19 protein-coding genes are annotated in these 23,383 nt (G+C 59.6%); 16 read left to right on the top strand and 3 right to left on the bottom strand.

The annotated features are described in order from the left end of the window. Positions 1-69: 69 nt before the first annotated feature. From ABWQ00_RS01540 to ABWQ00_RS01510, 7 genes are all read left to right on the top strand, one after another. A complete protein-coding gene (locus ABWQ00_RS01540) occupies positions 70-1,221 on the top strand; it encodes an ImmA/IrrE family metallo-endopeptidase (protein ID WP_353236897.1) in 1,152 nt (383 codons plus the stop codon). Next, positions 1,184-1,690, top strand: a complete 507-nt coding sequence (locus ABWQ00_RS01535; RefSeq protein WP_353236896.1) for a DUF4411 family protein — start codon at positions 1,184-1,186, stop codon at positions 1,688-1,690. Before ABWQ00_RS01540 ends, ABWQ00_RS01535 begins: the two co-directional genes overlap by 38 nt. Before the next feature lie 2 nt (positions 1,691-1,692). Continuing rightward, positions 1,693-4,035, top strand: a complete 2,343-nt coding sequence (hsdR, locus tag ABWQ00_RS01530) for an EcoAI/FtnUII family type I restriction enzme subunit R (protein WP_353236895.1) — start codon at positions 1,693-1,695, stop codon at positions 4,033-4,035. 2 nt (positions 4,036-4,037) lie between these two features. Next, complete coding sequence (locus ABWQ00_RS01525; RefSeq protein ID WP_353236894.1) at positions 4,038-4,499, top strand: hypothetical protein; 462 nt, start codon at positions 4,038-4,040, stop codon at positions 4,497-4,499. A 42-nt stretch (positions 4,500-4,541) separates the two neighbouring features. Then, positions 4,542-5,564, top strand: a complete 1,023-nt coding sequence (locus ABWQ00_RS01520; protein WP_353236893.1) for a hypothetical protein — start codon at positions 4,542-4,544, stop codon at positions 5,562-5,564. Positions 5,565-5,770: 206 nt separating this feature from the next. Then, positions 5,771-6,928, top strand: coding sequence for a Shedu anti-phage system protein SduA domain-containing protein (locus ABWQ00_RS01515; protein ID WP_353236892.1), 1,158 nt, complete (start codon positions 5,771-5,773; stop codon positions 6,926-6,928). Continuing rightward, a complete protein-coding gene (locus ABWQ00_RS01510) occupies positions 6,925-7,662 on the top strand; it encodes a hypothetical protein (RefSeq protein WP_353236891.1) in 738 nt (245 codons plus the stop codon). The genes ABWQ00_RS01515 and ABWQ00_RS01510 overlap by 4 nt, the downstream gene beginning before the upstream one ends. Before the next feature lie 243 nt (positions 7,663-7,905). Here ABWQ00_RS01510 and ABWQ00_RS01505 read toward each other — a convergent pair whose 3' ends face one another. Both ABWQ00_RS01505 and ABWQ00_RS01500 read right to left on the bottom strand, forming a co-directional pair. Beyond that, positions 7,906-10,059 (bottom strand): 3-hydroxyacyl-CoA dehydrogenase NAD-binding domain-containing protein, encoded by a 2,154-nt coding sequence (locus ABWQ00_RS01505; RefSeq protein WP_353236981.1) that lies wholly within the window; start codon positions 10,057-10,059, stop codon positions 7,906-7,908. A 22-nt stretch (positions 10,060-10,081) separates the two neighbouring features. Continuing rightward, the gene (locus tag ABWQ00_RS01500) at positions 10,082-11,287 is read right to left on the bottom strand and encodes an acetyl-CoA C-acetyltransferase (protein ID WP_353236890.1); all 1,206 of its coding nucleotides are present in this window, start codon (positions 11,285-11,287) and stop codon (positions 10,082-10,084) included. Positions 11,288-11,409: 122 nt separating this feature from the next. Between ABWQ00_RS01500 and ABWQ00_RS01495 the strand changes: the two genes are divergently transcribed. From ABWQ00_RS01495 to ABWQ00_RS01460, 8 genes are read left to right on the top strand one after another with little or no spacing between them, the layout of a single operon-like run. Continuing rightward, entirely contained in the window at positions 11,410-12,573 is a 1,164-nt protein-coding gene (locus tag ABWQ00_RS01495) for an acyl-CoA dehydrogenase family protein (protein WP_353236889.1), read from the top strand. Positions 12,574-12,577: 4 nt separating this feature from the next. Beyond that, entirely contained in the window at positions 12,578-13,276 is a 699-nt protein-coding gene (locus ABWQ00_RS01490; RefSeq protein WP_353236888.1) for a TetR/AcrR family transcriptional regulator, read from the top strand. Then, entirely contained in the window at positions 13,273-14,166 is an 894-nt protein-coding gene (locus ABWQ00_RS01485; RefSeq protein WP_353236887.1) for an SDR family oxidoreductase, read from the top strand. Before ABWQ00_RS01490 ends, ABWQ00_RS01485 begins: the two co-directional genes overlap by 4 nt. Continuing rightward, complete coding sequence (locus tag ABWQ00_RS01480) at positions 14,163-15,773, top strand: acyl-CoA carboxylase subunit beta (protein ID WP_353236886.1); 1,611 nt, start codon at positions 14,163-14,165, stop codon at positions 15,771-15,773. Before ABWQ00_RS01485 ends, ABWQ00_RS01480 begins: the two co-directional genes overlap by 4 nt. 23 nt (positions 15,774-15,796) lie before the next feature. Continuing rightward, positions 15,797-16,969, top strand: coding sequence for an acyl-CoA dehydrogenase family protein (locus ABWQ00_RS01475; RefSeq protein ID WP_353236885.1), 1,173 nt, complete (start codon positions 15,797-15,799; stop codon positions 16,967-16,969). Continuing rightward, positions 16,966-17,772 carry an enoyl-CoA hydratase/isomerase family protein gene (locus ABWQ00_RS01470; RefSeq protein ID WP_353236884.1) on the top strand — a complete coding sequence of 269 codons (807 nt, stop codon included), beginning with the start codon at positions 16,966-16,968 and terminating at the stop codon, positions 17,770-17,772. The genes ABWQ00_RS01475 and ABWQ00_RS01470 overlap by 4 nt, the downstream gene beginning before the upstream one ends. After that, entirely contained in the window at positions 17,769-19,760 is a 1,992-nt protein-coding gene (locus ABWQ00_RS01465; protein WP_353236883.1) for an ATP-binding protein, read from the top strand. The genes ABWQ00_RS01470 and ABWQ00_RS01465 overlap by 4 nt, the downstream gene beginning before the upstream one ends. After that, positions 19,757-20,926: an acyl-CoA dehydrogenase family protein gene (locus tag ABWQ00_RS01460; RefSeq protein WP_353236882.1), complete on the top strand. Its 1,170-nt coding sequence runs from the start codon at positions 19,757-19,759 to the stop codon at positions 20,924-20,926. Before ABWQ00_RS01465 ends, ABWQ00_RS01460 begins: the two co-directional genes overlap by 4 nt. Positions 20,927-20,959: 33 nt before the next feature. Here the strand turns inward: ABWQ00_RS01460 and ABWQ00_RS01455 are convergent, their stop codons facing one another. Continuing rightward, positions 20,960-22,186, bottom strand: coding sequence for an MFS transporter (locus ABWQ00_RS01455; protein ID WP_353236881.1), 1,227 nt, complete (start codon positions 22,184-22,186; stop codon positions 20,960-20,962). A gap of 254 nt (positions 22,187-22,440) precedes the next feature. Between ABWQ00_RS01455 and ABWQ00_RS01450 the strand changes: the two genes are divergently transcribed. Continuing rightward, positions 22,441-23,337, top strand: a complete 897-nt coding sequence (locus tag ABWQ00_RS01450; protein ID WP_353236880.1) for a LysR family transcriptional regulator — start codon at positions 22,441-22,443, stop codon at positions 23,335-23,337. The last annotated feature ends 46 nt before the right edge of the window (positions 23,338-23,383 follow it).

Raw genomic sequence — 23,383 nt, 5'->3', positions numbered from 1 at the left:
AGCGGGCAACTTTGAGTCCATTGGTTTACCCTGATGGGTTGGTCAGGGTCGTTCTATAAAATGAAGTCTATGGACCGCATCCAATCGATCAACCCTGCCCGCATTGCCTGGTGTTGTGCCGATCACGGCATCACGCCAGAGGCGCTTGCGGCTGAGGTAGGCATATCGACGGATCGTATGTCTGCTGTGATGCACGATGGCGAAGGATTGACCTTCAACCAACTGCGCAGCGTGGCCGATTTCTTTGGCCGTGGCGTGCTCTTTTTTCTGGAAGCGGAGCCGGTAGAGGCACCACAGGTCCACACGCCCCAGTATCGCACCCTGGCCAGCCAAAAGCCTGAACTCTCCCCTCGGCTCAAGAACCTAATCGAACGCGTTGAAAAGCAACGCCAGATTTTCCTGAGTCTGCAGGATGAGCTGGACAGCGACGCGTGGACGTCCTTTGAAGCACCCGACCTGCCCAGCCGCGATGTGGTCACTGCCGCCCGCCGTGTTCGCGAATGGCTAGGCTTGGGCGACAAAAACGATTTCGAGTCTTACCGAACAGCGGTCGAGGCCAAAGGCATTCTGGTGTTTCGCACCAACGGCTACAACGGCAAATGGCAGATCGCCAAGGAAAGCCCCATTGCCGGCTTTGCGCTGTACGACGAGCACTGCCCAGTCATCGTGGTCAAAAAAATGGCCAGCGAAGCCGCTCAAAACTTCACACTCATGCACGAGCTGGCCCATGTGCTGTTGCACAAGACCAGCTGGATCGACGAAGAAACCGACTTGCGCAGCAGCCAAGGCCGCGAGCGAGAAGCAAACCAGTTTGCCGGTCTGGTTTTGGTGCCAGACGCATTTCTCAAGCAAATCGACGACTTGAACCGCCCGGCAGAGGCGGCCATGCTGGACGAATGGCTCCGACCCCACCATTTGAAGTGGGGCGCGAGCACCGAAGTCATCTTGCGCAGGCTCATGGACGTGGGGCGACTGCCCCATGCTGTCTATGTGTCTTACCGTGAGTTGGTATCGGACAGAACCTATAACAACGAAGATCAGGGTGGGTCGCGCGCATACCGGTATCGCGAGCCCAGACACATGTTTGGTGATCGGTATGTGCGCACAGTGCTTGACTCCCTCAGCGCGCAGCACATCACGCTGTCCAAAGCCAGTGGCTACCTGGACGGCCTGAAGATTGCAGATGTGCACGCGCTGGAGCGGTTCTGTGCACACGCTTGACGCTTCATCCATCCTCCACGCGTGGGACAACTACCCACTCACCCAGTTTCCCGGTTTGTGGGTCTGGCTGGCAGGTGAGATACAGGCCCAGAGGCTGTCGATTCCTGCGGTCGCCCTTGAAGAGGTAGGTCACAAATCCCCCGATTGCGGCACATGGCTCAAGAACCAGAGCATTCGGAGCCTGCCCATGAGCAATGCTGTAGTCCAGGCCGCCAAGCAAATCAAGGATGACGTGGGCATCCAGAACGACAAGTACCACCCAAAGGGCGTTGACGAAAAAGACATCCTGATCATTGCCGCCGCACAGTACCACGGGGCAACCTTGGCCACCAATGAAGCACGGCAATCTTCCTCGCTGAAAGAGCCAACGAGACGGAAAATTCCGGCGGTGTGTGACCTGCCTGGTGTGGCCGTAGCGAACAAGAATTTTCTGGACTACATCCAGCAGTCTCAGCAGGTTTTCCGATAAGCATGAGCAAAAACGAAGCCGAAACCCGCGCCGAACACATCGACCCGGCCCTGGCCGCCGCAGGCTGGGGCCAGGTGGATGGCAGCCGCATCCTGCGGGAACACAACATCACCGCAGGCCGCCTCCAAGGCGCAGGCAAGCGGGCGCGGGCCGACATTGCGGACTATGTGCTGGTCTACCGCAACACCAAGTTGGCGGTGATCGAGGCAAAAGCTTGGGCCAAACCGCTGACCGAGGGCGTGGGCCAGGCCAAGAGCTACGCGGCCAAGCTGGCGATTCGCCACACCTATGCCACCAACGGCCAAAGCATTTACGGCATCGACATGCACACGGGGGCCGAGGCCGAAGTGGCCCGCTACCCCACGCCCGACGAGCTGTGGGACATGGCTTTTGGCGAGAGCGAGGCGCAAGCTGCCGCCTGGCGCAAACGCTTTGCCGCCGTGCCGCTCGAAGACAAAGGCGGCACCTGGATGGGCCGCTATTACCAAGAAAGCGCCATCACCCGCGTGCTGGAGGCGGTGGCCAACGGCAAAGACCGTGTGCTGCTGACGCTGGCAACAGGCACGGGCAAGACCTTCATCGCGTTTCAGCTGGCGTGGAAGCTGTTTCACAGCCGCTGGAATTTGAAGGATTGGAAAGACGGTACTGAACCCAGTCGCCGCCCACGCATTTTGTTTTTGGCCGACCGCAACATCCTGGCCGATCAGGCGTTCACCGCGTTCTCGCCCTTCCCCGAAGATGCGGTCGTGCGCATCGACCCCAGCGACATCAAGAAGAAAGGCCGCGTGCCCAAGAACGGCAGCGTGTTCTTCACGATCTTTCAGACCTTCATGAGTGGGCCTGGCGATACGCCCTACTTTGGCGAATACCCGCCAGACTTTTTTGACTTCATCATCATCGACGAGTGCCACCGGGGCGGCGCCAACGACGAAGGCAGCTGGCGGGCGATTCTGGAGTACTTCAGCCCCGCCGTGCAGCTGGGCCTCACTGCCACACCCAAGCGAACCATCAACGCCGACACCTATGGTTATTTTGGTGACCCGGTTTACACCTACTCGCTCAAGGACGGCATCAACGATGGTTTTTTGACGCCGTTTCGCGTCAAGCAGATCGTGACCACGCTGGACGATTACGTCTACACCGCCGACGACATGGTGCTTATGGGCGACGTGGAGGTAGGTAAGCGATACACAGAAAAAGACTTCAACCGCAGCATCGAGATCAAAGAGCGCGAGGCCTACCGCGTCAAGCTGTTCATGGACAGCATCGACCAGCGCGAAAAGACCATCGTGTTTTGCGCCACCCAACAGCACGCCCTGCTGGTACGCGATCTGATCAACCAGATCAAGACCAGCCACGCGCCCGACTACTGCGTGCGCGTGACCGCCAACGACGGCAAGCTGGGTGAGCAGCACCTGAGCCAGTTTCAGGACAACGAAAAAACGCTGCCCACCATCCTGACCACATCGCAAAAACTCTCCACAGGCGTGGACGCCCGCAACGTGCGCAACATCGTGCTGATGCGGCCAGTGAATTCGATGATCGAGTTCAAGCAAATCATCGGGCGCGGCACGCGCCTGTATGACGGCAAAGACTACTTCACGATCTATGACTTTGTGAAGGCGCACCACCTGTTCAGCGACCCGGAATGGGACGGCGAACCTGTGGAGCCCGAGCCACCCACCGACAAGCCTTTACCCCCAAGCTGGCAACCACAAGACCCGACCGAGCCACCCAAGGTGAGCATGCCGGGTGAAGACCGCCCGGCCAAGCTGGTGGTCAAACTGGCCGATGGCAAAACCCGCACCATCCAACACATCACATCCACCAGTTACTGGGGGCCAGACGGCAAGCCACTGTCGCCCGCGCAGTTTTTGGAAAGCCTGTTCGGCGCACTGCCCGAGTTCTTTAAAAACGAAGACGAACTGCGCACCCTGTGGGCCGACCCGACCACGCGCAAAGCACTGCTGGGCGGCTTGGCAGACAAAGGCTTTGGCCGCGACCCGCTGCGCGAAATGCAACGCATCATCGAAGCAGAAAAAAGCGACCTCTTCGACGTGCTGGCCTATGTGGCCTTTGCCCTGCCCACCGAAACCCGCGCCACCCGTGCAGATCGCGCCAAGGCTCACAACGCGGTGACTTATGGGCAAAAGCAACAAGCCTTCTTGGCCTTTGTGCTGGACCAGTACGTGAACCAAGGCGTGGATACGTTGGAGACTGAAAAGCTGAAGCTTTTGTTGAAGATGCGTTACACCGAGATCAATGACGCGATGGCGGATTTGGGGGATGCGGTGCAGGTGCGGCTGGCGTTTGTGGGGATGCAAAGATACTTGTATACGGATTGAACATGACGGCACCACACCACCTGATCCAAAGAGCAGCGCCATCTAAGCGAACACCTCTTCTAGAAGACCAAGCTAAGCACCTTGCCCAATTGATTGAACACCTGGCTAAAAGTGCCTGTGCCCATTTCGGTGTTCGCGACGTCAGTGAGTTACGGTGTGACCAGCATGAGGCTTTCTGCGAACTGCCCGCCTATGACATGTTTGTCGTTGGTGCCTATGCCTGTGGCTTTGTCATGAGAGATGCTCTTCCCAAAAATCCACTGGGAAAAATAGATAACCGACCACACGAAGCCATCGAATTGGTTGATCTTCCAACGCTTAGGCAGGTTGTCCATTTTCTGATCCGCGCCGAGCGCTGGTCGTTACCTTACGCAAGCGACATCCTGGGTGCCATGATCAATGGGATGCTGCCAGCCATAGCCGAGCGGCTACGAAGAGACGACAGCCTGTACGCACGTTGCTGAATTTTTCTGACTTTCCAATACCTGAACAAGTCGAACATCACCATGACATTTTTCTTGCTGAGCAACAACCCCATTTCAGAAGCGAAGAACGTGCCGAAAATGTCCATCAAGCAGGCTGGCTACACCGAGAATGAGGTCCGTGACTTGGTCGCATCAGACATAGGCAAGTTTTTCCCAGATTTAAAGACTGTCGCTACCGAATTCAGTCGGTGGGAGGACAGTTCACGCCGTGTAGACATATTGGCCATTGACAGGAAACGCAACCTACATGTCATTGAATTCAAGCGCGACAACGACGCGGCTCACGCCGAGTTACAGGCTCTTCGCTATGCGGCCATGCTGTCCGTTTTGAGCATCAATGACCTGGTGCAGGCAGGACTCAGCTACCGAAAAAAGAAAGACGCGGCCATCACCGAAGAGTCATGGAAAACCGAGTTGCTGGACTTTCTGGGCGAGAAGAACCTCAACGAAATTGAGTTGCCCGCCATACCTCGCATCGTCCTGGTGTCTAGCCAGTTCAACAAAGAGATCACCACCACGGTGCTATGGCTCAATGAACAGTTCGGCTCCACAGAGGAAGACGAGCCGGGGATGTACATCATGTGCATCGAGGTAGGCGTCTACGAATTAGGTGGCCAAAGGGTGCTGCACTTCGACCAAATCATCCCGATTTCACAGGCCGAGGAATATCAAGTCAAGGCCAGAGCCAAAGAAAAGGATTCCGCAAAAAAACAAGCTATGGCCAAGCGTGCAAGAACGGTCAACCTTCTGGAGGTCAGCGGAAAATTGCAAGTTGGCAGTCAAATTGTTTTGATAAGTGGAGCGTTCAAAACCCTCGTGAATATGACGCCTCAAGACCGCACGGCCTCTTTCGCCGGCAATGGGCGCTTCACATGGAGCGCAGACGGCCAGACCTACGACTCGCTCAATGCTCTCACCCGAGCACTATTTGAAAAACATGGGCAACAGATGGGCACGATTCAGGCAACCCAATATTGGCGTATGGATTCGAGCCAACACTCACTGGCAGATGAGGCTAATGCACTTGTTGTAACAGTGAAATAGCCCAACGACCAGAGACATGACACAGCGACCATCAAGCAGCGCAACATATTGTGTTCGCGATGCACTCGGCGAAATGTAGTAAGCAGATCGCAGCATCCTCAACAAGTTCTTCGAAGCCAGCACCTAGGTCCGCTACGATGACTTCGATAGGTATTGGTAGGATGTCGTAAGTACCAGATATGGCGATGCATTACAGGGAACGTAATATGGCTGACGAAGAGGAAATTCATCGGAATAAGCTCACGGGCAAGACCTATATCAGTCGGCAAGTACCAACGTTGAATGGGCCTCTTCGCATTGCCTCAAAGGTCGTTGACTCTGAAGGCGCCTATTACATGAGGGTGAAGAAGGAGGTTGTTCTTCGCCGCACACCTACTGCAAAAATTGAAATAGTTGCGAAGTTCCTTGAGGATGATCGAAAGCTGACAGTTCTCACTCTTCAGCAGTTCAACGGCAACAACGGTCAGCCACACAGAACAAACTTCTCTTTCGTTGGCAGTGAGATTCCAAAGCTCCTAGGATTTCTCAATGACATCGCTGAGGTGGAGTTCAAGCATACCGGTGCCGTGAACATCACGGACTCTGACCTACACAAACTCGTTCTCTCGAAAGCCCAAGCTGCATCCTTGGTTCACGACAATCAAGAAGTATTTTTAGAGGCGATCCGTGCTGAAGTCACCAAGGACGACATCGTCGCACTTGGGTATCGGAAAAAGCAACTTGGCATTTTTTCTCAACTACTAACCGATCCTGACTTCTTTGAGCTGTGCAAAAAGCAGAAGTCCATCAAAGGTGACGAATTGCTCTGGCAGGCATTTTTTGAAAAAAATCCATGGATATTTGGCTACGGGCTGAGCTACTTCTACGTAACGGGCTTCGAAGAGAAAAAGCTTGAACAATTTGTGCAAGGCTACGATCTGTTGAACAGGGGTAAGCGCGCCGATGCGGTGATGAAGACCAAGGGGATCATCAACTCCCTATGCTTTGCAGAAATCAAACACCACAACACAAAGCTGCTTGAAGCGGACTACTACAGAACAGGATGCTGGGCACCATCAAAGGAAATGGCAGGCGCCATCGCCCAAGTGCAGGCAACAGTGGCGATTGCCATGCACAAATTCCATGGAATGCAAAGAATATTGGATGACGATGGCGACCCCACGGGCGAAGAGGTCTTCAACTTCAAGCCACGAGCCTTCATCGTGATTGGCTCTTTGAGCGAATTCACAAGCGAGCATGGCGTCAACCAAGACAAGCTGCGTTCCTTTGAGCTCTATCGAACGAGCATCACAGGAATCGACATCTTGACCTTCGACGAACTCCATGAGCGCACCAAGTTCATTGTAGAAACGGCACAGCCATGATGAACTGGACCGCTCCATACAACCGCCTTTTTTCCTTGCTGGATCGGCAAGGCCCGACCTACCACAGCGGTCCTGCTTACATTCGCATCGCTCAGCAAGTCGCCCAAGACATCCCAAACTACAGGCAACTGCTGGATCAAAGGGCAAGCTTGGGCCAGAGCAGTTCACGGCGTGACTTTTACTGGGAAATCTTTAGAGCCTTTAGCGATGAACAGAAACTGCAGTTTTTCAAAATCTTGATCAATGAGCTTGAACCCCATGCCAAGGACGAGGTGGACGGAATCCGGGCCCTAGTTTTTGGAGGTGGATTTGCGGTTCCGGTAGCAGTGGTCCCCTTGGACTTGTGGAATTCCGAGAAGCTCAACAACAGTCTGCGCGACATTGATCATGCGATTGATGCACAACAGTTCAATCGTGCAGTAACGCTCGCCTATACCTGTCTTGAAGGTCTCTACAAAAGTTACGTGAGAAAGCACGTGCAAGTCAAGGCGGATCTCAACGATCTCATGCAGTTGTGCCGCGCGGTCAAGGATGACATTTCGGAAAAGCTCAAAACCCGCGGACCATTTCCGGTGGAAATTGTCAACGCGATTCCTACCATCACCAACGCTGTGGCCAACTCACGCAACAGTTTCAGCGAATCACACTTTGCTGATGATGCGCAGAAGTGGCTTGCCACGTTCGCAAGAGACATGACCAACTCCATTGGTCGGCTCCTGCTTCACTTCATTTGATGACGGCTTTTCGACAAAGGGGACGTTCAGCCTAGAAAGCTGACCGACAGCACCCAGCTTAAAGCTGACGATCAAACCCAATAAACGGGCATCAGTAACGAACTCTTCGTCTTTGATAATTCATCTACCCCCGTTTGATACCGACAAGCTGAGAGAAGCGCAGTTCTAGCAGCCAAATCAAACGCAGCAACCCGGTCACCCGGGTGCTGCGTTTTTACTTGTAAGCCCCCTCGGGCCTGCCCCTCAATACACCGGCTGGTGCAGCTTCAAACTCGCGATCACTTCCGCTGTCAGCGCAAAACCCGCGCCATACAGCGCCGCCAATTCCGCGCAACGCTTGGCAAACGCATCCACGCCTTGGCCATAGATGAACTGCAGCGCGCCACCCGTCCAAGCAGGGAAGCCGATGCCGAAGATCGAGCCGATGTTGCCGTCGTGCACCGAGGTCAGCACGCCTTCTTGCAGGCAGCGTGCGGTCTCTACCGCTTGGCGGTACAGCAGGCGGTCTTTGATGTCTTGCTGGCTATAGGCCACATCGGCTTTTTCAAAGCGGGTTTTCAGCTCGGGCCACAGCACTTTTTTCTGGCCAGCGGGGTAGTCGTAAAAACCACCGCCTGCGGCGCGGCCGGGGCGCTTGAGTTCTTTGACCATGCGCTCGACCAGCAGCTCGCCGGGTGTGGCGGTGTGGGTTTTGCCTTCTTTGGCAAAGTCTTCGCGGGTTTGGTCCAGCACATGCACCGACAGCGACAGCGCGGTTTCGTCCAGCACAGCCAGTGGCCCGACGGGCATGCCCACTTGCATGGCCAGGTTTTCGATCACGGGGGCGGGGATGCCCTCGCCCAGCATGGCCGCGCCTTCCATCACAAAGGTGCCAAAGGTGCGGCTGGTGTAAAAGCCGCGCGAGTCGTTCACCACAATCGGCAGCTTGCCCAGCGCCTGCACGTAGTCGTATGCGCGGGCGATGGTTTCGTCGTCGGTTTGTGCACCGCGAATGATCTCCACCAGCTGCATCTTGTCCACCGGGCTGAAGAAGTGGATGCCGACAAACTTTCTTGGATTGGCGCTGGCCGTGGCCAGGCCGCTGATGGGCAAGGTGGAGGTGTTGCTGGCAAAGAAGCCGCCTTCGGCGAGCATGGGCTCGGCCTCTTGCGTCACCTTGGCCTTGAGTTCGCGGTTTTCAAACACAGCCTCAATGATCAGGTCGCAACCCTTGAGGTCCGCAGCGCTGGCCGTGGGCTGGATCAATGACAACAAAGCCGCTTGTTTGTCCGCAGTCATGCGGCCTTTGTTCACGCGTTTTTGGGTGAGCTTGTGACTGTAGGCCTTGCCTTTTTCAGCGGCCTCTTGGCTCACATCTTTGAGCACGGTAGCAATGCCCCGGATGGCTTGTGAATAGGCAATGCCCGAGCCCATCATGCCTGCACCCAAGATGCCCACCTTTTGCGGTTTGTAGCGCGGTGCAGCCTTGGGGCGGCTTTGGCCGCCCTTGATGCTGTTCATGTTGAAGAAGAAGGTGTTGATCATGTTGCGCGCCACCTGGCTGGTCATGAGACCTGCGAGGTAACGGCTTTCGATGCGCATGGCGGTGTCAAAGTCCACCATCGCGCCTTCGACCATGGCGGCCAGCGCCGCTTCAGGCGCAGGGTAAAGGCCACGTGTTTTTTGCTTGAGCACGGCCGGGGCCACGCTCAACATGCCTGCGATCTTGGGGTTGCTGGGTGTGCCGCCGGGCATTTTGTAGTCCTTGCGGTCCCACAGGTGCTGGGCGGCTTCGGGCTGGCCTTGGGCTGCCGCGATGTGCGCCAGAGCGCGGGGGCGCAGCTGGTCGTCACTGGCCACCAGTTCGTGCACCAGGCCGAGCTTTTGCGCTTCTTCGGGGCCAAAGAGTTTGCTCTCCAGCACATAGGGCTGCGCGGCCAGCAGGCCCAGCTGGCGCGTCATCTTGGTGATGCCGCCAGCGCCGGGAATCAAACCCAGCGTGACTTCGGGGAGGCCAAACTGTGTTTTGGGGTTGGCGGTGGCGATGCGGTGGTGACCGATCAAAGCCACTTCCCAGCCGCCGCCCAGCGCCGCGCCATTCAGGCAGCTGACCACCGGCACGCCCAGCGTTTCGAGGGTGCGAAAGCTTTTCTTCATGCTTTCGATCTCGGCATAGACACGGACACCGTCAGAGGCTTGCGAGCGCATCACGCCCTTGAGGTCGGCGCCCGCAAAAAAGGTGGACTTGGCCGAGGCCAGGATGACGCCTTTTAAAGACGCCTTGTCTTTGGCCACCTGCTCGGCCGCTTGGGCCAGATCGGCCTGCCATTGCAGGCACATGGTGTTGACCGGCGAACCCTGCTCGTCAAAGGTGATGGTGGCGATGCCGTCCGCCAGTTCATAGCGCAGTGTTTTCAAAATCATGATGGTGTCTCCCCGGTCAAACGCGTTCAACGATGGTGGCAATGCCCATGCCGCCGCCCACACACAAAGTGGCCAAGCCGTAGCGCAGTTGGCGGCGGTGCAACTCGTCAATCAGGATGCCCAAAATCATTGCGCCTGTGGCCCCCAGCGGATGGCCCATGGCAATCGCGCCTCCGTTCACGTTCACCTTGTCGTGCGGCACATGCATCTCTTGCATGAACTTCATGGGCACAGCGGCAAAGGCTTCGTTGATCTCGAACAAATCGATCTGGTCAATCGTGAGGCCCGCCTTGGCCAGCGCCTTGCGGGCAGCGGGCATGGGGCCTGTCAGCATGATGGTGGGGTCAGCGCCCGACAAAGCCACTGACACGATGCGGGCACGCGGTGTGAGGCCATGGGTTTTGCCCGCGGCTTCCGAACCGATCAGCACCGCCGCCGCACCGTCCACGATGCCGGACGAATTGCCTGCGTGGTGCACATGGTGGATGCGCTCGACCTGCGGGTAGCGCTGGAGGGCCACTGCGTCAAAGCCCATGGCGCCCAGTTGTTCAAACGAGGCTTTGAGGCCGCCCAGTGTTTCCACCGTGGTGCTGGGTTTGATGAATTCGTCTTGCGCCAGGATGACCTGGCCGAGCTTGTCTTTGACAGGCACGACAGAGCCATCGAAGTAACCCGCCGCACGCGCGGCCGTGGCGCGCTTTTGCGACTCGACCGCGAAAGCGTCGACATCGTGACGACTGAAGCCGCTCATGGTGGCGATCAAATCGGCGCCAATGCCTTGGGGCACAAACAGCGTGGCGCTGTTGGTCTCGGGGTCTTGCGCCCATGCGCCGCCGTCCGAGCCAATCGGCACACGGCTCATGCTCTCCAGGCCCCCGGCCACGACCAGGTCCTCCCAGCCGCTGCGCACCTTCATGGCCGCGGTGTTGACCGCTTCCAGGCCCGAGGCGCAAAAGCGGTTGAGCTGCACGCCCGAGCAGCGCCAATCCCAGCCTGCAGCCAAGGCAGCCACTTTGGGGATGACCGCGCCCTGCTCGCCAATGGGCGAGACCACGCCCATGACCACATCGTCCACCGCAGCGGTGTCCAGGTCGTTGCGGCTTTGCAGCTCGCGCAACACGCCTGAGAGCAGGCTGATCGGTTTGACCTCGTGCAGGCTGCCGTCTTTTTTACCCTTGCCACGCGGGGTGCGTATGGCGTCATAAACAAATGCTTCGCTCATGCTGTCTCCTGGGGGTCATCAGGGGGTTTGCCCTGTGTTGCGGGGGTTTTTAAACAGTATAGACTTTTACCAAGCAAACGCTTTGTATAAATCTTTAATCTTCAGTCCAACAGGTGACAGCCATGATCGAACGCACACTTTTCAACGCTGACCACGAAGCCTTCCGAGACAGTTTTCGCCGCTTCATGGACAAGGAAATCGCCCCCCACCACGACGCCTGGGAAGAGCAGGGCTATGTGGACCGCGCCGTCTGGAGCAAAGCCGGTGAAAACGGCTTTTTGTGCATGACCCTGCCCGAGGCCTACGGTGGCTCGGATGCCGACAAGCTGTATTCGGTGGTACAGATGGAAGAACTCTCACGCGCAGGCTTCACTGGCATTGGCTATGGCCTGCACAGCGAGATCGTCGCGCCCTACATCTTGCATTACGGCACCGAAGCCCAAAAGCAAAAGTACCTGCCCAAGCTGGCCAGCGGCGAGATGGTGGGCGCGATTGCCATGAGCGAACCCGCAGCGGGCTCGGACCTGCAGGGCGTCAAAACGACAGCGATGCTCCAGCCTGATGGCACTTACCTGATCAACGGCAGCAAGACCTTCATCACCAACGGCTGGCTCGCCGACCTGGTGATCCTGGTGGCCAAGACCGACCCGGCCGCCGGAGCCAAGGGCACCAGCTTGTTTTTGATCGAGCGCGGCATGCCGGGCTTTGAAAAAGGCAAGCGCTTGAAGAAGCTGGGCCTCAAAGCGCAGGACACCTCCGAATTGTTTTTTGACAATGTGAAGGTCAGCGCCGACCAGCTGCTGGGCGGCACGGCCATGCAGGGCAAGGGCTTCATTTGCCTGATGGAGCAGCTGCCTTGGGAGCGTTTGCAAATCGCGATTGGTGGGATTGCCGCTGCACAAGCGGCCATCGACTGGACGGTGCAGTACGTGAAAGACCGCAAGGTGTTTGGTCAAGCCGTGGGCAACTACCAAAACACCCGCTACACCCTGGCCGAATTGCAGACCGAGGTTCAGGTGGCGCGTGTGTTTGTCGACAAATGCTCTGAACTGCTGCTGCAAGACCAACTCGACACCGCCACCGCCAGCATGGCCAAGTACTGGTGCTCGGACCTGCAATGCAAGGTGATGGACGAGTGTGTGCAACTGCATGGCGGCTACGGCTACATGTGGGAATACCCCATCACCCGCGCCTATGCCGACGCCCGCGTGCAACGCATCTACGGCGGCACCAACGAGATCATGAAAGAAGTGATCTCGCGCAGCATGGGTTTGGCGGGCCGCTGATCGCATGGCTGAGTTGGCTGAACCCAAACGCGCACGCGGTCGCCCACGCAAGACCGAGGGCGAGCGCGACGACGGCAACCGGCGTCAGGCGCTCATCTCGGCAGCAGCGCAGCTGTTTCACCGCAAGGGTTATGACGCCACCAGCACACGCGAAATCGCAGCGCTGGTAGGCATGCAGCCGGGCTCGCCGTTTTATCACTTCGGCAACAAACAAGACCTGTTGTTGGCGGTGATGGTCGAAGGCATGAAGCAGGCCAGCCAGCGCCAAGAAACCGCCCGCGCGGGTCTGCCGGATGACCTGCCGCCACGCGAACAACTGCGTGCCCTGATCCGCAACCAGTTCGATGTGCTGCTGGGGCCCGACAGCGATTTCATCCCGGTGATGCTGTACGAATGGCGATCACTCAATGCCGAGCAGCGCCAGACCATCACACAAATCAAAGACGACTACGAAGCCGCCTGGTCGCCTGTGCTGCAAGCGCTGCACGCCAGTGGCCAATTGCAGGCCCCGGTGCAGCTGGCGCGTTTGATGATTTTTGGCGCACTGAACTGGGCGGTGCAGTGGTATCAGCCGCCAACTCCAACAGCAGCCAACCGTGCAGCCAAAGCATCCCCCCAAACAACGCCCAAAAGCCCACCACGCGCCTCGCTGGACGATTTGACCGATGCCGCACTGGCCTTGTTTTTGAGAGACCCCACATGACCACACCCACGCCTTACCGATCTGTATTTGCACCCGGGCTCCTCAGGGGCCAAGTGATCCTGGTCACGGGCGGCGGTTCGGGCATTGGCCGCTGTACCGCGCACGAACTGGCCAGTCTGGGCGCACATGTGGTGCTGGTGGGCCGCAACCCCGACAAACTGACAGCCACCGCGCAAGAGATCGTGGGTGACGGCGGCCAGGCGAGTTGGCACAGCTGCGACATCCGGCGCGAGGACGATGTCAAAGCCCTGGTGGCTCAGGTGGTGCAGCAGCATGGGCGTATCCACGGCCTGGTCAACAACGCGGGCGGGCAATACATCTCGCCCTTGGCCAAGACCAGCGCCAAGGGTTGGCAAGCCGTCATCGACACCAACCTCACCGGTGGCTTTTTGGTGGCACGCGAGTGCTTCACTCAAAGCATGCAAGCGCACGGCGGCGCGGTGGTCAACATCGTGGCCGACATGTGGGGTTCCATGCCCGGCATGGGCCACAGCGGCGCGGCGCGGGCGGGCATGGTCAGTTTCACCGAAACCGCTGCATTGGAGTGGGCCGCGCAAGGCGTGCGCGTGAATGCCGTGGCACCGGGTTACATCGCCAGCAGCGGTATGGACCACTACCCAGCCGAAGCGGGCCCGATGTTGCGCGAAATGAGCAACACGGTGCCGCAAGGCCGCTTTGGCACCGAGGCCGAGACCTCGGCGGCCATTGTGTTCTTGCTCTCACCCGCCGCCAGCTTTGTGAGCGGCACCGTGCTGCGTGTGGACGGTGCCCGCCCGCAAATGCGCATGGGCTGGCAGCAAGCCGTAGCCAAGCCCGATGTGCAAACACGCGATGCGGTCAAACCGTTTAACGGCTTTCACCGCGCCGTCACACCCAAGGTATTCCAATGAATTTCGAATCCACCTGGAACCCCCACAGCCCCGTGGCGCAGCAAAGGCGCGAAGCGGCGCTGGCCCGCTTGGCGCAGTGGCAAGCTTTGCAAGAGCGGGCCGCAAAGGCCTCGTCCCAATCGAAACCGGTGTTCGACAAACGCGGGCAGTTGCTGCCGCGCGAACGAGTGGCCTTGCTGCTGGACCCTGGTGCGCCGTTCTTGCCGCTGTGTGCTTTAGCGGGTTTCATGCAGGACACCCCCGACCCCACCAAGTCGGTGCCCGGCGGCGGCATGATCGCGGGCATTGGTTTCATCACCGACGTGCGCTGCATGGTGGTGGCCAGCGACTCGGGCATCGAAGCCGGAGCCATTCAGGCACGCGGCCTAGAAAAGATTTTGCGGGTGCAAGAGCTGGCCCTGGAAAACAAACTGCCTTTTGTTCACCTGGTCGAAAGCGCCGGGGCCAATCTGATGCAATACAAGGTCGAGGGCTTTGTGTTGGGGGGCAGCTTGTTCCGAAACTTGGCGCGCCTGTCGGCAGCAGGCCTGCCGGTGCTCACGGTACAACACGGCTCGGGCACGGCGGGCGGGGCCTACATGCCGGGCTTGAGTGACACCGTGATCATGGTGCGCGGCAGGTCACGCGCGTTTCTGGCGGGGCCGCCTTTGCTCAAAGCCGCCACCGGCGAAGTGGCCAACGAAGAAGAGTTGGGCGGCGCCGAGATGCACACCAGCGTGTCGGGCCTGGGCGAATACCTGTGCGAAGACGACCGCCACGCGCTGGGCACGGCCCGGGATGTGGTGGCGCGTTGGGACTGGGCTGCGCACCAGGCACAGCGAGAGGCCAAGCCCCCACGCTGGGAAGCCGAAGAGTTGCTGGGCCTGATGCCTGCCCACCACCGCGAACCGATTGACATGCGCGAAGTCATCTTGCGGCTGGTGGACGACTCGGATTTTCTGGAGTTCAAGCCCCTGTTTGGTGCGGCCACCGTGTGCGCGCAAGCGCGCATCGGCGGCCATGCGGTGGGCATCATCAGCAACAACGGACCGATTGATGTGGCCGGCGCCAACAAGGCCACGCACTTCATCCAGTGGATGTGCCAACTGGGTCATCCCATCATTTACCTGCAAAACACCACGGGCTACATGGTGGGCAAAGACAGCGAGCAAGGCGGCATGATCAAGCACGGCTCCAAGATGATCCAGGCCGTGACCAGCGCCACCGTGCCGCAGATCACCATCCAGTGCGGCGCCTCGTTTGGTGCGGGCAATTACGGCATGTGCGGGCGGGGATATGCACCGCGCTTTTTGTTCAGCTGGCCGGGCGCTAAGACGGCCGTCATGGGCGGCGAGCAAGCCGCCCGCACCATGCAGATCGTGGCCGAAGCCGGCATGGCCCGCAAAGGCATCACGCCTGACCCCGACAAGATGCAGGCCCAGTTCGACAAGATCGTGGCCCTGTTCGAGGCCCAGGCCGACGCCTTCTACACCAGCGGTCTGGTGCTCGACGACGGCGTGATCGACCCGCGTGACACCCGCAGCGTGCTGAGCTTTTGCCTAGACACCTGCTTTGAAGCGACAGCCCGCCAACCCCGCGCCAGCACATTTGGCGTGGCGCGCATGTGAAACAAGCCCAACGGAGACCCACCATGCAATACACCCACGAACACCGCGAGATCCAGAACACGCTCAAGCGCTTCATCGAAGCCGAGATCAACCCCCATGTGGACGAATGGGAAGCGGCCGAGATTTTTCCGGCGCACGAGGTTTTCAAGAAGATGGGCAACTTGGGGCTCTTGGGCCTGACCAAGCCCGAGGCCTATGGCGGCGCGGGCTTGGATTATTCCTACAGCATGGCCATGGCCGAGGCGCTGGGGCACATCGATTGCGGCGGTATCCCCATGGCCATTGGCGTGCAGACCGACATGGCCACGCCCGCATTGGCGCGCTTTGGCAGCGACGAGTTGCGTGCGCAGTTTCTGGCCCCGGCCATTGCGGGCGACATGGTGGGCTGCATTGGCGTGAGCGAACCGGGTGCAGGCAGCGATGTGGCGGGCATCAAAACCGTGGCGCGCAAAGACGGCGACGACTACGTGATCAGCGGTCAAAAAATGTGGATCACCAACAGCCTGCAGGCCGACTGGATGTGCATGCTGATCAACACCGGTGAAGGACCCATCCACAAAAACAAAAGCCTGGTCATGGTGCCCATGCGCGAAAACGGCAAGCTGCTGCCCGGCATCGAAGTGGGCAAGAAGATCAAAAAGATCGGCATGAACAGCAGCGACACGGGCTTGATTTATTTTGACGAGGTGCGCGTGCCCCAGCGCTACCGCATCGGGGCCGAGGGGCAGGGCTTCATCTACCAGATGCAGCAGTTTCAGGAAGAGCGCCTGTGGTGCGCGGCCAGCACGCTGCAGTCGCTGACCAACTGCATCCAGTGGACGGTGGAGTGGGCGCAAGAGCGCAAGCTGTTTGGTTCCACCTTGGCCGACCAACAGTGGGTGCAGTTCAAACTGGCCGAACTCAAAGCCGAGGTGGAAAGCCTGCGCGCCCTGACCTACCAGGCCTGCGAGCATTACGTGGCCGGAGAAGACGTGACCGAATGGGCGACCATGGCCAAGCTCAAAGCAGGCCGTTTGAACCGCACTGTGCCCGACACCTGTTTGCAGTTCTGGGGTGGCATGGGTTTCACCTGGGAGAACAAGGTCTCGCGCATGTACCGCGATGGCCGCCTGGCCTCGATCGGTGGCGGCGCAGACGAGGTGATGCTCGGCATCCTGGCCAAGATGATGGGCATTGCCAAGCGGCAGCAGAAATGAGCAGCACTTTGTTGATCGAGCGCCAAGGCGCAGTCGAGACCTGGACGATGAACGACCCGGCCACGCGGAACGCCTTGAGCGACGCGGTGGTAGACGGTTTGCTGCAAGCCTGTGCGCGGGCCGCGCAAGACGCCACGCTGCGCATCGTGGTGCTGACCGGCGCAGGCGGTGCCTTTTGTGCGGGCGGCAGTTTGGGTGGCTTTGCCAACCTGATCGGCCAGCCCCTGCAGGCGGGTCAGACCGACCCGCTGCTGGCCATGAACAAAAGCTTCGGTGACCTGCTGCATGCTTTGAGCGCTCTGCCCCAGCTCTTGGTGTGCCGGGTCGATGGCGCGGCCATGGGCGGCGGCTTTGGCCTGGTGTGCTGCGCCGACCATGTGGTGGCCACAGCCCGCTCGGTGCTGGGCACGCCCGAAGTCACGCTGGGCTTGCCGCCAGCACAAATCGCGCCTTTTGTGTGGCAACGCCTGGGCGAGAGCGCCGCACGCCAATGTCTGTTGCAAGGCCTGAGCTACACCGCAGCACAAGCGCAACAAGTGGGCTTGGTGAACGAGGTGATCGAACAAGACACCGATGAAGCCTGGCAAAAAACGCTGACGCGCCTCATGCGTTCAGCACCCGGCGCGGTGGCCAGCACCAAACAATTGCTGCGGCAGCTGCGCGACCCGGTGCCAGATTTGCGCGATGCCGCTGCACAAGCCTTTGCGCACAGCTTGCGCAGCGCCGAGGCGGCTCAAGGCTTGGCCGCGTTTGCACGCAAACAGCCCGCGCCCTGGACACTTTCTGGCAAGGACACCGTATGACCACCAGCTTGTCTTCCACTTTGCCCCATAAGGTCACGAGATTGCTGATCGCCAACCGGGGCGAGATCGCCCTCCGCGTGATCCGCACCGCCCGCCTCATGGGCATCCAGACGGTGGCGGTTTATTCCGACGCCGACCGCGACGCCTTGCATGTGCACGAAGCCGACACCGCGTTCGCTTTGGGCGGCACCTTGTCGGCCGACTCGTATTTGCGCATCGACAAACTGCTGGCTGCAGCGCAGGCCACGGGGGCCGATGCGGTACACCCCGGCTATGGTTTTTTGAGCGAAAACGCCGAGTTTGCCCAAGCGGTGATCGACGCGGGCCTGACTTGGGTTGGGCCGCCGCCAGCGGCCATCCGGGCGCTGGGCAGCAAATCGGCCGCCAAGGCGCTGGCCCAACAACACGGCGTTCCTTGCCTACCGGGCTACTTTGGTGCGGACCAGAGCGATGCCACCTTCAAGGCACAAGCTGAGCAGCTGGGTTTGCCGCTGATGGTCAAAGCCGTGGCCGGAGGCGGCGGGCGCGGCATGCGCCTGGTCACCGACATGGCGCAGCTGCTGCCCGCAGTGCACAGCGCCCGCTCCGAAGCGCTGGCTGGATTTGGCAACGGCGACTTGTTGATGGAACGCGCCTTGCTGCGCCCCCGCCACATCGAGGTGCAGATCATGGCCGACCAGCACGGCAACTGCATCCACTTGGGCGAGCGCGACTGCTCGGTGCAGCGGCGGCACCAAAAGATCATCGAAGAATCCCCCAGCCCGGCCGTGACGCCTGCGCTGCGCGTACAACTCGGGCAGGCGGCGATTGCCCTCGCGCAATCGGCGGGCTATGTGGGCGCGGGCACGGTGGAGTTTTTGCTGGACGAAGCCCAAACTGACAAGCCTTTCTATTTGATGGAAATGAACACCCGCTTGCAGGTGGAACACCCGGTCACCGAAATGCTGACGGGCCTTGACTTGGTGGAATGGCAGCTGCGCATCGCGCGCGGAGAGCCGCTGCCGCTGGCGCAGGCCGATGTGAGCCTGCGAGGCCACGCCATCGAGGTGCGCTTGTGCGCCGAAGACGAAAACTTCACGCCGCAGACTGGCACGGTGCAAGCCTTTGCAGAGCCAGCAGGTTTGCGCTTTGACCATGCGCTGCATGTGGGCACGGTGGTCACGCCGCACTACGATTCGATGCTGGGCAAGCTGATCGCCCACGCGCCCACACGCGCCCAAGCCATCGACCGCCTGGGCACGGGCTTGGACCAAACCGCCTTGCTGGGCCTACCCACCAACCGCGCTTTTTTGGCCGCGTGCTTGAAGCACCCCATGTTCCGTGCGGGCGAGGCCTTGATTCCCTTCTTAGCCGAACATGCCGATGCGGTGCGCCAAAGCCTGCCAGCCACGAGCGAAGCCCGTACCGTGGCCACGCTGGCTGTGTTGTATGTCGGGCAAGCACCTGCAAACGCCATGCCCAGCCCCTTCACACGGCCGGTGCGCATGGGCATGGGTGCGGACACCCTCTCGCTGAACTTGCAGGAACGGGGTCAGGGACAAGTGCGCATCCAAACAGGCGATGCCACACACCAGGCCCGCGTGACGCGCAGCGCTGAGACGCTGCACATCGACCTGAACGGCCAGCGCTGGCATGCCCGCGCCGTCGCCTGCCAGGGCGCCCACACTGTGCAGTGGCATGTGCAGCTGCATGGCCCAGAAAACTTGGAGCTGTGGCTGAGCGACCAAAGCCACAGCGCACCCAGCACAGGCGCCAGCGCACAAGCCGTGCAGTCTTTGCGTGCGCCCTTCAACGGCAAGCTGATCGCGCTGCATGTGCAAGAAGGCCAAGCGGTCCAGCAAGGCGATGCCGTGCTGGTCATCGAATCCATGAAGCTCGAGCACATCTTGTGCGCCCCACGCGATGCGGTGGTGCACAGCCTTTCGGCCAACGTGGGCCAGCAAGTGGGCCCCGGCCAGGCGTTGGTGCAATGGAAGGACGCCGCATGAGCACCGCTGAACGCACACCCGACTTCACGACCGAAGACCTGCAAAGCCTGCAAGCCACGGTGGCGCGTTTTGCCAAACAGGCCATTGCCCCGCATGTGCCCGCCTGGGAAGAAGCCGGTCAATTTGACCGATCGCTTTACACCCAAGCTGCCGAGCTGGGTCTGCTGGGCTTGGGCTACCCCGAACACCTGGGCGGCACACCCGCCCCTTGGCGAGCGCGCAACTTGATGTCGCAAACCTTGGCACGCTATGGCGGCAGCGGCGGCGTCATGGCCAGCCTGTTCTCGCTCAACATCGGCCTGCCTCCGGTCATGGCGCATGGCAGTGCCGAATTGCAGGCCGAAGTGGTCCCCCCCGTGCTGCGCGGCGAGCGCATCGCAGCCTTGGCCATCACCGAGCCCGGTGGCGGCTCCGACGTGGCGGGCCTTCGCACCACGGCGCGTGCCGATGGCGCGGACTATGTGATCGACGGCGAGAAAGTTTTCATCACCTCGGGCTTGCGCGCCGACTGGATCACGCTGGCCGTGCGGACTGATGTGGCCAGCAAGGGTGCCAGCGGCATCTCCATGGTTTTGGTGCCCGGTGACACGCCCGGCATCTCGCGCACCCGCCTGCACAAAATGGGCTGGCACAGCTCCGACAACGCCCATCTGCGCTTTGACGGCGTGCGCGTGCCCCAGCGTTATCGGCTGGGCAACGAAGGCGCTGGCTTCAAGATGATCATGGGCAACTTCAATGGCGAGCGCTTGGCCATGTCGGCCATGGCGCTGGGTTTTGCGCAGGCTTGCTTTGACGAAGCGCTTGACTGGGCACGCCAGCGCCAGACCTTTGGCGCTGCATTGATCGAACGCCAAGCGGTCCGCCACAAACTGATGGACATGCAAATGCGCATTTCATCCACCCAGGCTTGGGTCGACGCCGTGACGCAACAAGCCGATGCAGGCCAAACCGGTGCCGAGTGGGTGGCGCAGGTGTGCCTGCTGAAAAACCACGCCACCCAAACCCTGCAGCACTGCGCAGATGCCGCCGTGCAACTGCTGGGCGGCATGGGCTACATGCGCGGCACCGTGAGTGAGCGGGTTTACCGCGAAGTCAAGGTGATGATGATCGGCGGCGGGGCTGAAGACATCATGAAAGAGCTGGCGGCCAAGCAACTGGGCTATTGAGACTTGGCTCAGACCACGCTCAAACGGTGCGAATCAGGCCGGTCTGGACTGGCCAGGGGGCAACTCGGAGCGAAACGCAAAAGCCATTTGCAGCATGCCGGCCAACAAACCCACCAGCACGCCCACTTGCACAGCCCGGTTGTAAGAACCCATGGCATCGAACACCAGACCGCCCCCCAAAGCCCCTATGAAACTGCCCAGCTGGTGGCTCATGAAAGCGATGCCGCCCAGCATGGCTTGCCAGCGCAGGCCAAAGGTTTCACCGATGTAGCCGGTCACCAAGGGGGCCACGCCCAGCCACAAAAAGCCCATGATGGCGGCGAACACCAGCGTGTTCTCAGGCGTTGGCACCGACAGAAAATACCAAGCCAGACCGAATGAGCGCAGCGCATAAATGCCGCCCAACAGCAGCAGCTTGTTGTAACGTCCACCCGCCCAACCGAAAAACAAGCTGCCCAAGACGTTGAAGCCACCAATCATGCCCAGCGCTTGGGCGCTGAGCATCGGGTCCATGCCGCACAAATCGAGGTAGGACGGCAGATGTGTGGTCAAAAAAACCAGCTGCATGCCACACACAAAATAGGCCATTGTCATCACCGCAAAAGGCGGGTGTTTCAAGGCAAACCGGGCCATGTCGAGCGCATTGTTTTTTTCGCCATGCGGTGAAGGCGGCACTGGCAAGGCGTCCACCCGTCCGGCATACCAGGCTGCAGGCAAGATGACCAAGGCCATGATGACGAAACCGCCCACGCCCACACGCCACCCATGGTCCTGCGACAGCAGCTGACCGATAGGCGCCGCCATCAATGCACCCAAAGAACCTGCGGCGGACACAATGCCCAGCACCGTGCTGCGCAGGGCAGGCGACACCGGTCTGGAGGCCACGGCCATGGCAATGGCCGATCCGTTGCAGGCCATGGCCGCACCAATGGCAAGCCCAGCGCCCAGAATCACGCCCAGCAAGCCCTGAGCCAGGCACAGCAAAGTCATGCCCAGGATGTACAGCAAAGCACCGGTCATCATGAGGGGTCGGTACCCGATGCGCACAGCCAACGCCCCGGCAAATGGCTGCAAAAATCCCCAGGCCAGGTTTTGCACCGCAATGGCCAATGTGAACTCGGACACAGAAATGCCGATGTCCTTGGTCAAGGCCGGCATGAACACACCCAGGCTTTGCCGCAAGCCCATGCTGACCGACAACATCAGCGCAGCGCCGATCAGGATGGGAAAGCCCGGGCGCAGTGCGGTCAAGAGGTTCATGGTGTGCAGTCGGTTGTGCTTGAGCACAATCTAACCGCAGAAGCTCAACACCAATGGCCTATTCGGGACAGGTCACCTGCAACACTCTGCGTTTCAGTCAAAAATGTCGTGCAATCCGGACTTCTTGCTTTTCAGTGAGCGACCAGACTCTCCGCACACTAGGGTTTTTTCTTAGATCGGCTCATCCTTTAGCCCCTCTTCTGACTCATAAAAAATCAGATAATTTAATAAAAATACTCTCACAAAAACTAAGCATGAAATCGCCCTTCAACTACAAACACTTGTATTACTTTTGGGTCGTGGCCAAAGAAGGCGGCATCACGCGGGCGGCCGACAAGCTCGACATGGCGGTGCAAACCGTGAGCGCGCAAGTGCGTGAATTGGAAAAATCGCTCGGTTATGCCTTGCTCAAGCCGGCAGGGCGTGGGCTGGTCTTGACCGATGCAGGCTTGGCTGCCATGCAACAGGCTGATCAAATTTTTCAGCTGGGTGAAGACCTGCCCTCGAAAGTGCGCGACGCCGTCAGCTCACCCACGGTGCGCTTGGCTGTTGGCATCTCGGATGGTTTGCCCAAACTGGTCGTACGCCAGTTGATGCAACCGGTCATGGGTGAGCCGCACCTTCGCTTGTTGTGCCATGAAGGGGAGTTTGACGAATTGTTGGGTGATCTGGCGCTGCACCGTTTGGATGTGGTGCTGTCGGACCGCCCTGCTCCCACCAATGCCAACCTCAAGCTTTACAACCATGCCTTGGGCTCATCGGCCGTGTCTTGGTATGGCAGCGCATCGCTGGTGAAAGCTGCGCGCAAAACATTCCCTGCCAGTCTGGCCTTGGTGCCCGTGCTGCTGCCCACTGAACACACCGCCGTGCGCACGCGCTTGGACCACTGGTTTGAGCACCAAGGCATACGCCCTCGCATCGTGGGCGAGTTCGAAGACAGCGCCTTACTCAAGACCTTTGGAGAAAGCGGCATGGGGGTGTTCCCGGCCGCCGAATGCATCCACGACGAATTGCTGGCGCACTACGCGGTGCAAAAACTAGGGGCCTGCGAAGGCGTGAAGGAAAACTTCTATGCCATCGGCACCGAAAAGAAAGTGCAACACCCGCTGGTGCAACGTTTGCTGCTGGCCAGCACCCTCAGCGCCCATTGAAGGCTGAGCTTGGCCTCCCGTCCATTCCCGGTTGAATCTCCGGGAA

The sequence above is a fragment of the Limnohabitans sp. genome, from assembly GCF_040400975.1.
GTDB lineage: Bacteria > Pseudomonadota > Gammaproteobacteria > Burkholderiales > Burkholderiaceae_C > Limnohabitans_A.
This window is presented reverse-complemented; position numbering and strand designations above follow the sequence as displayed.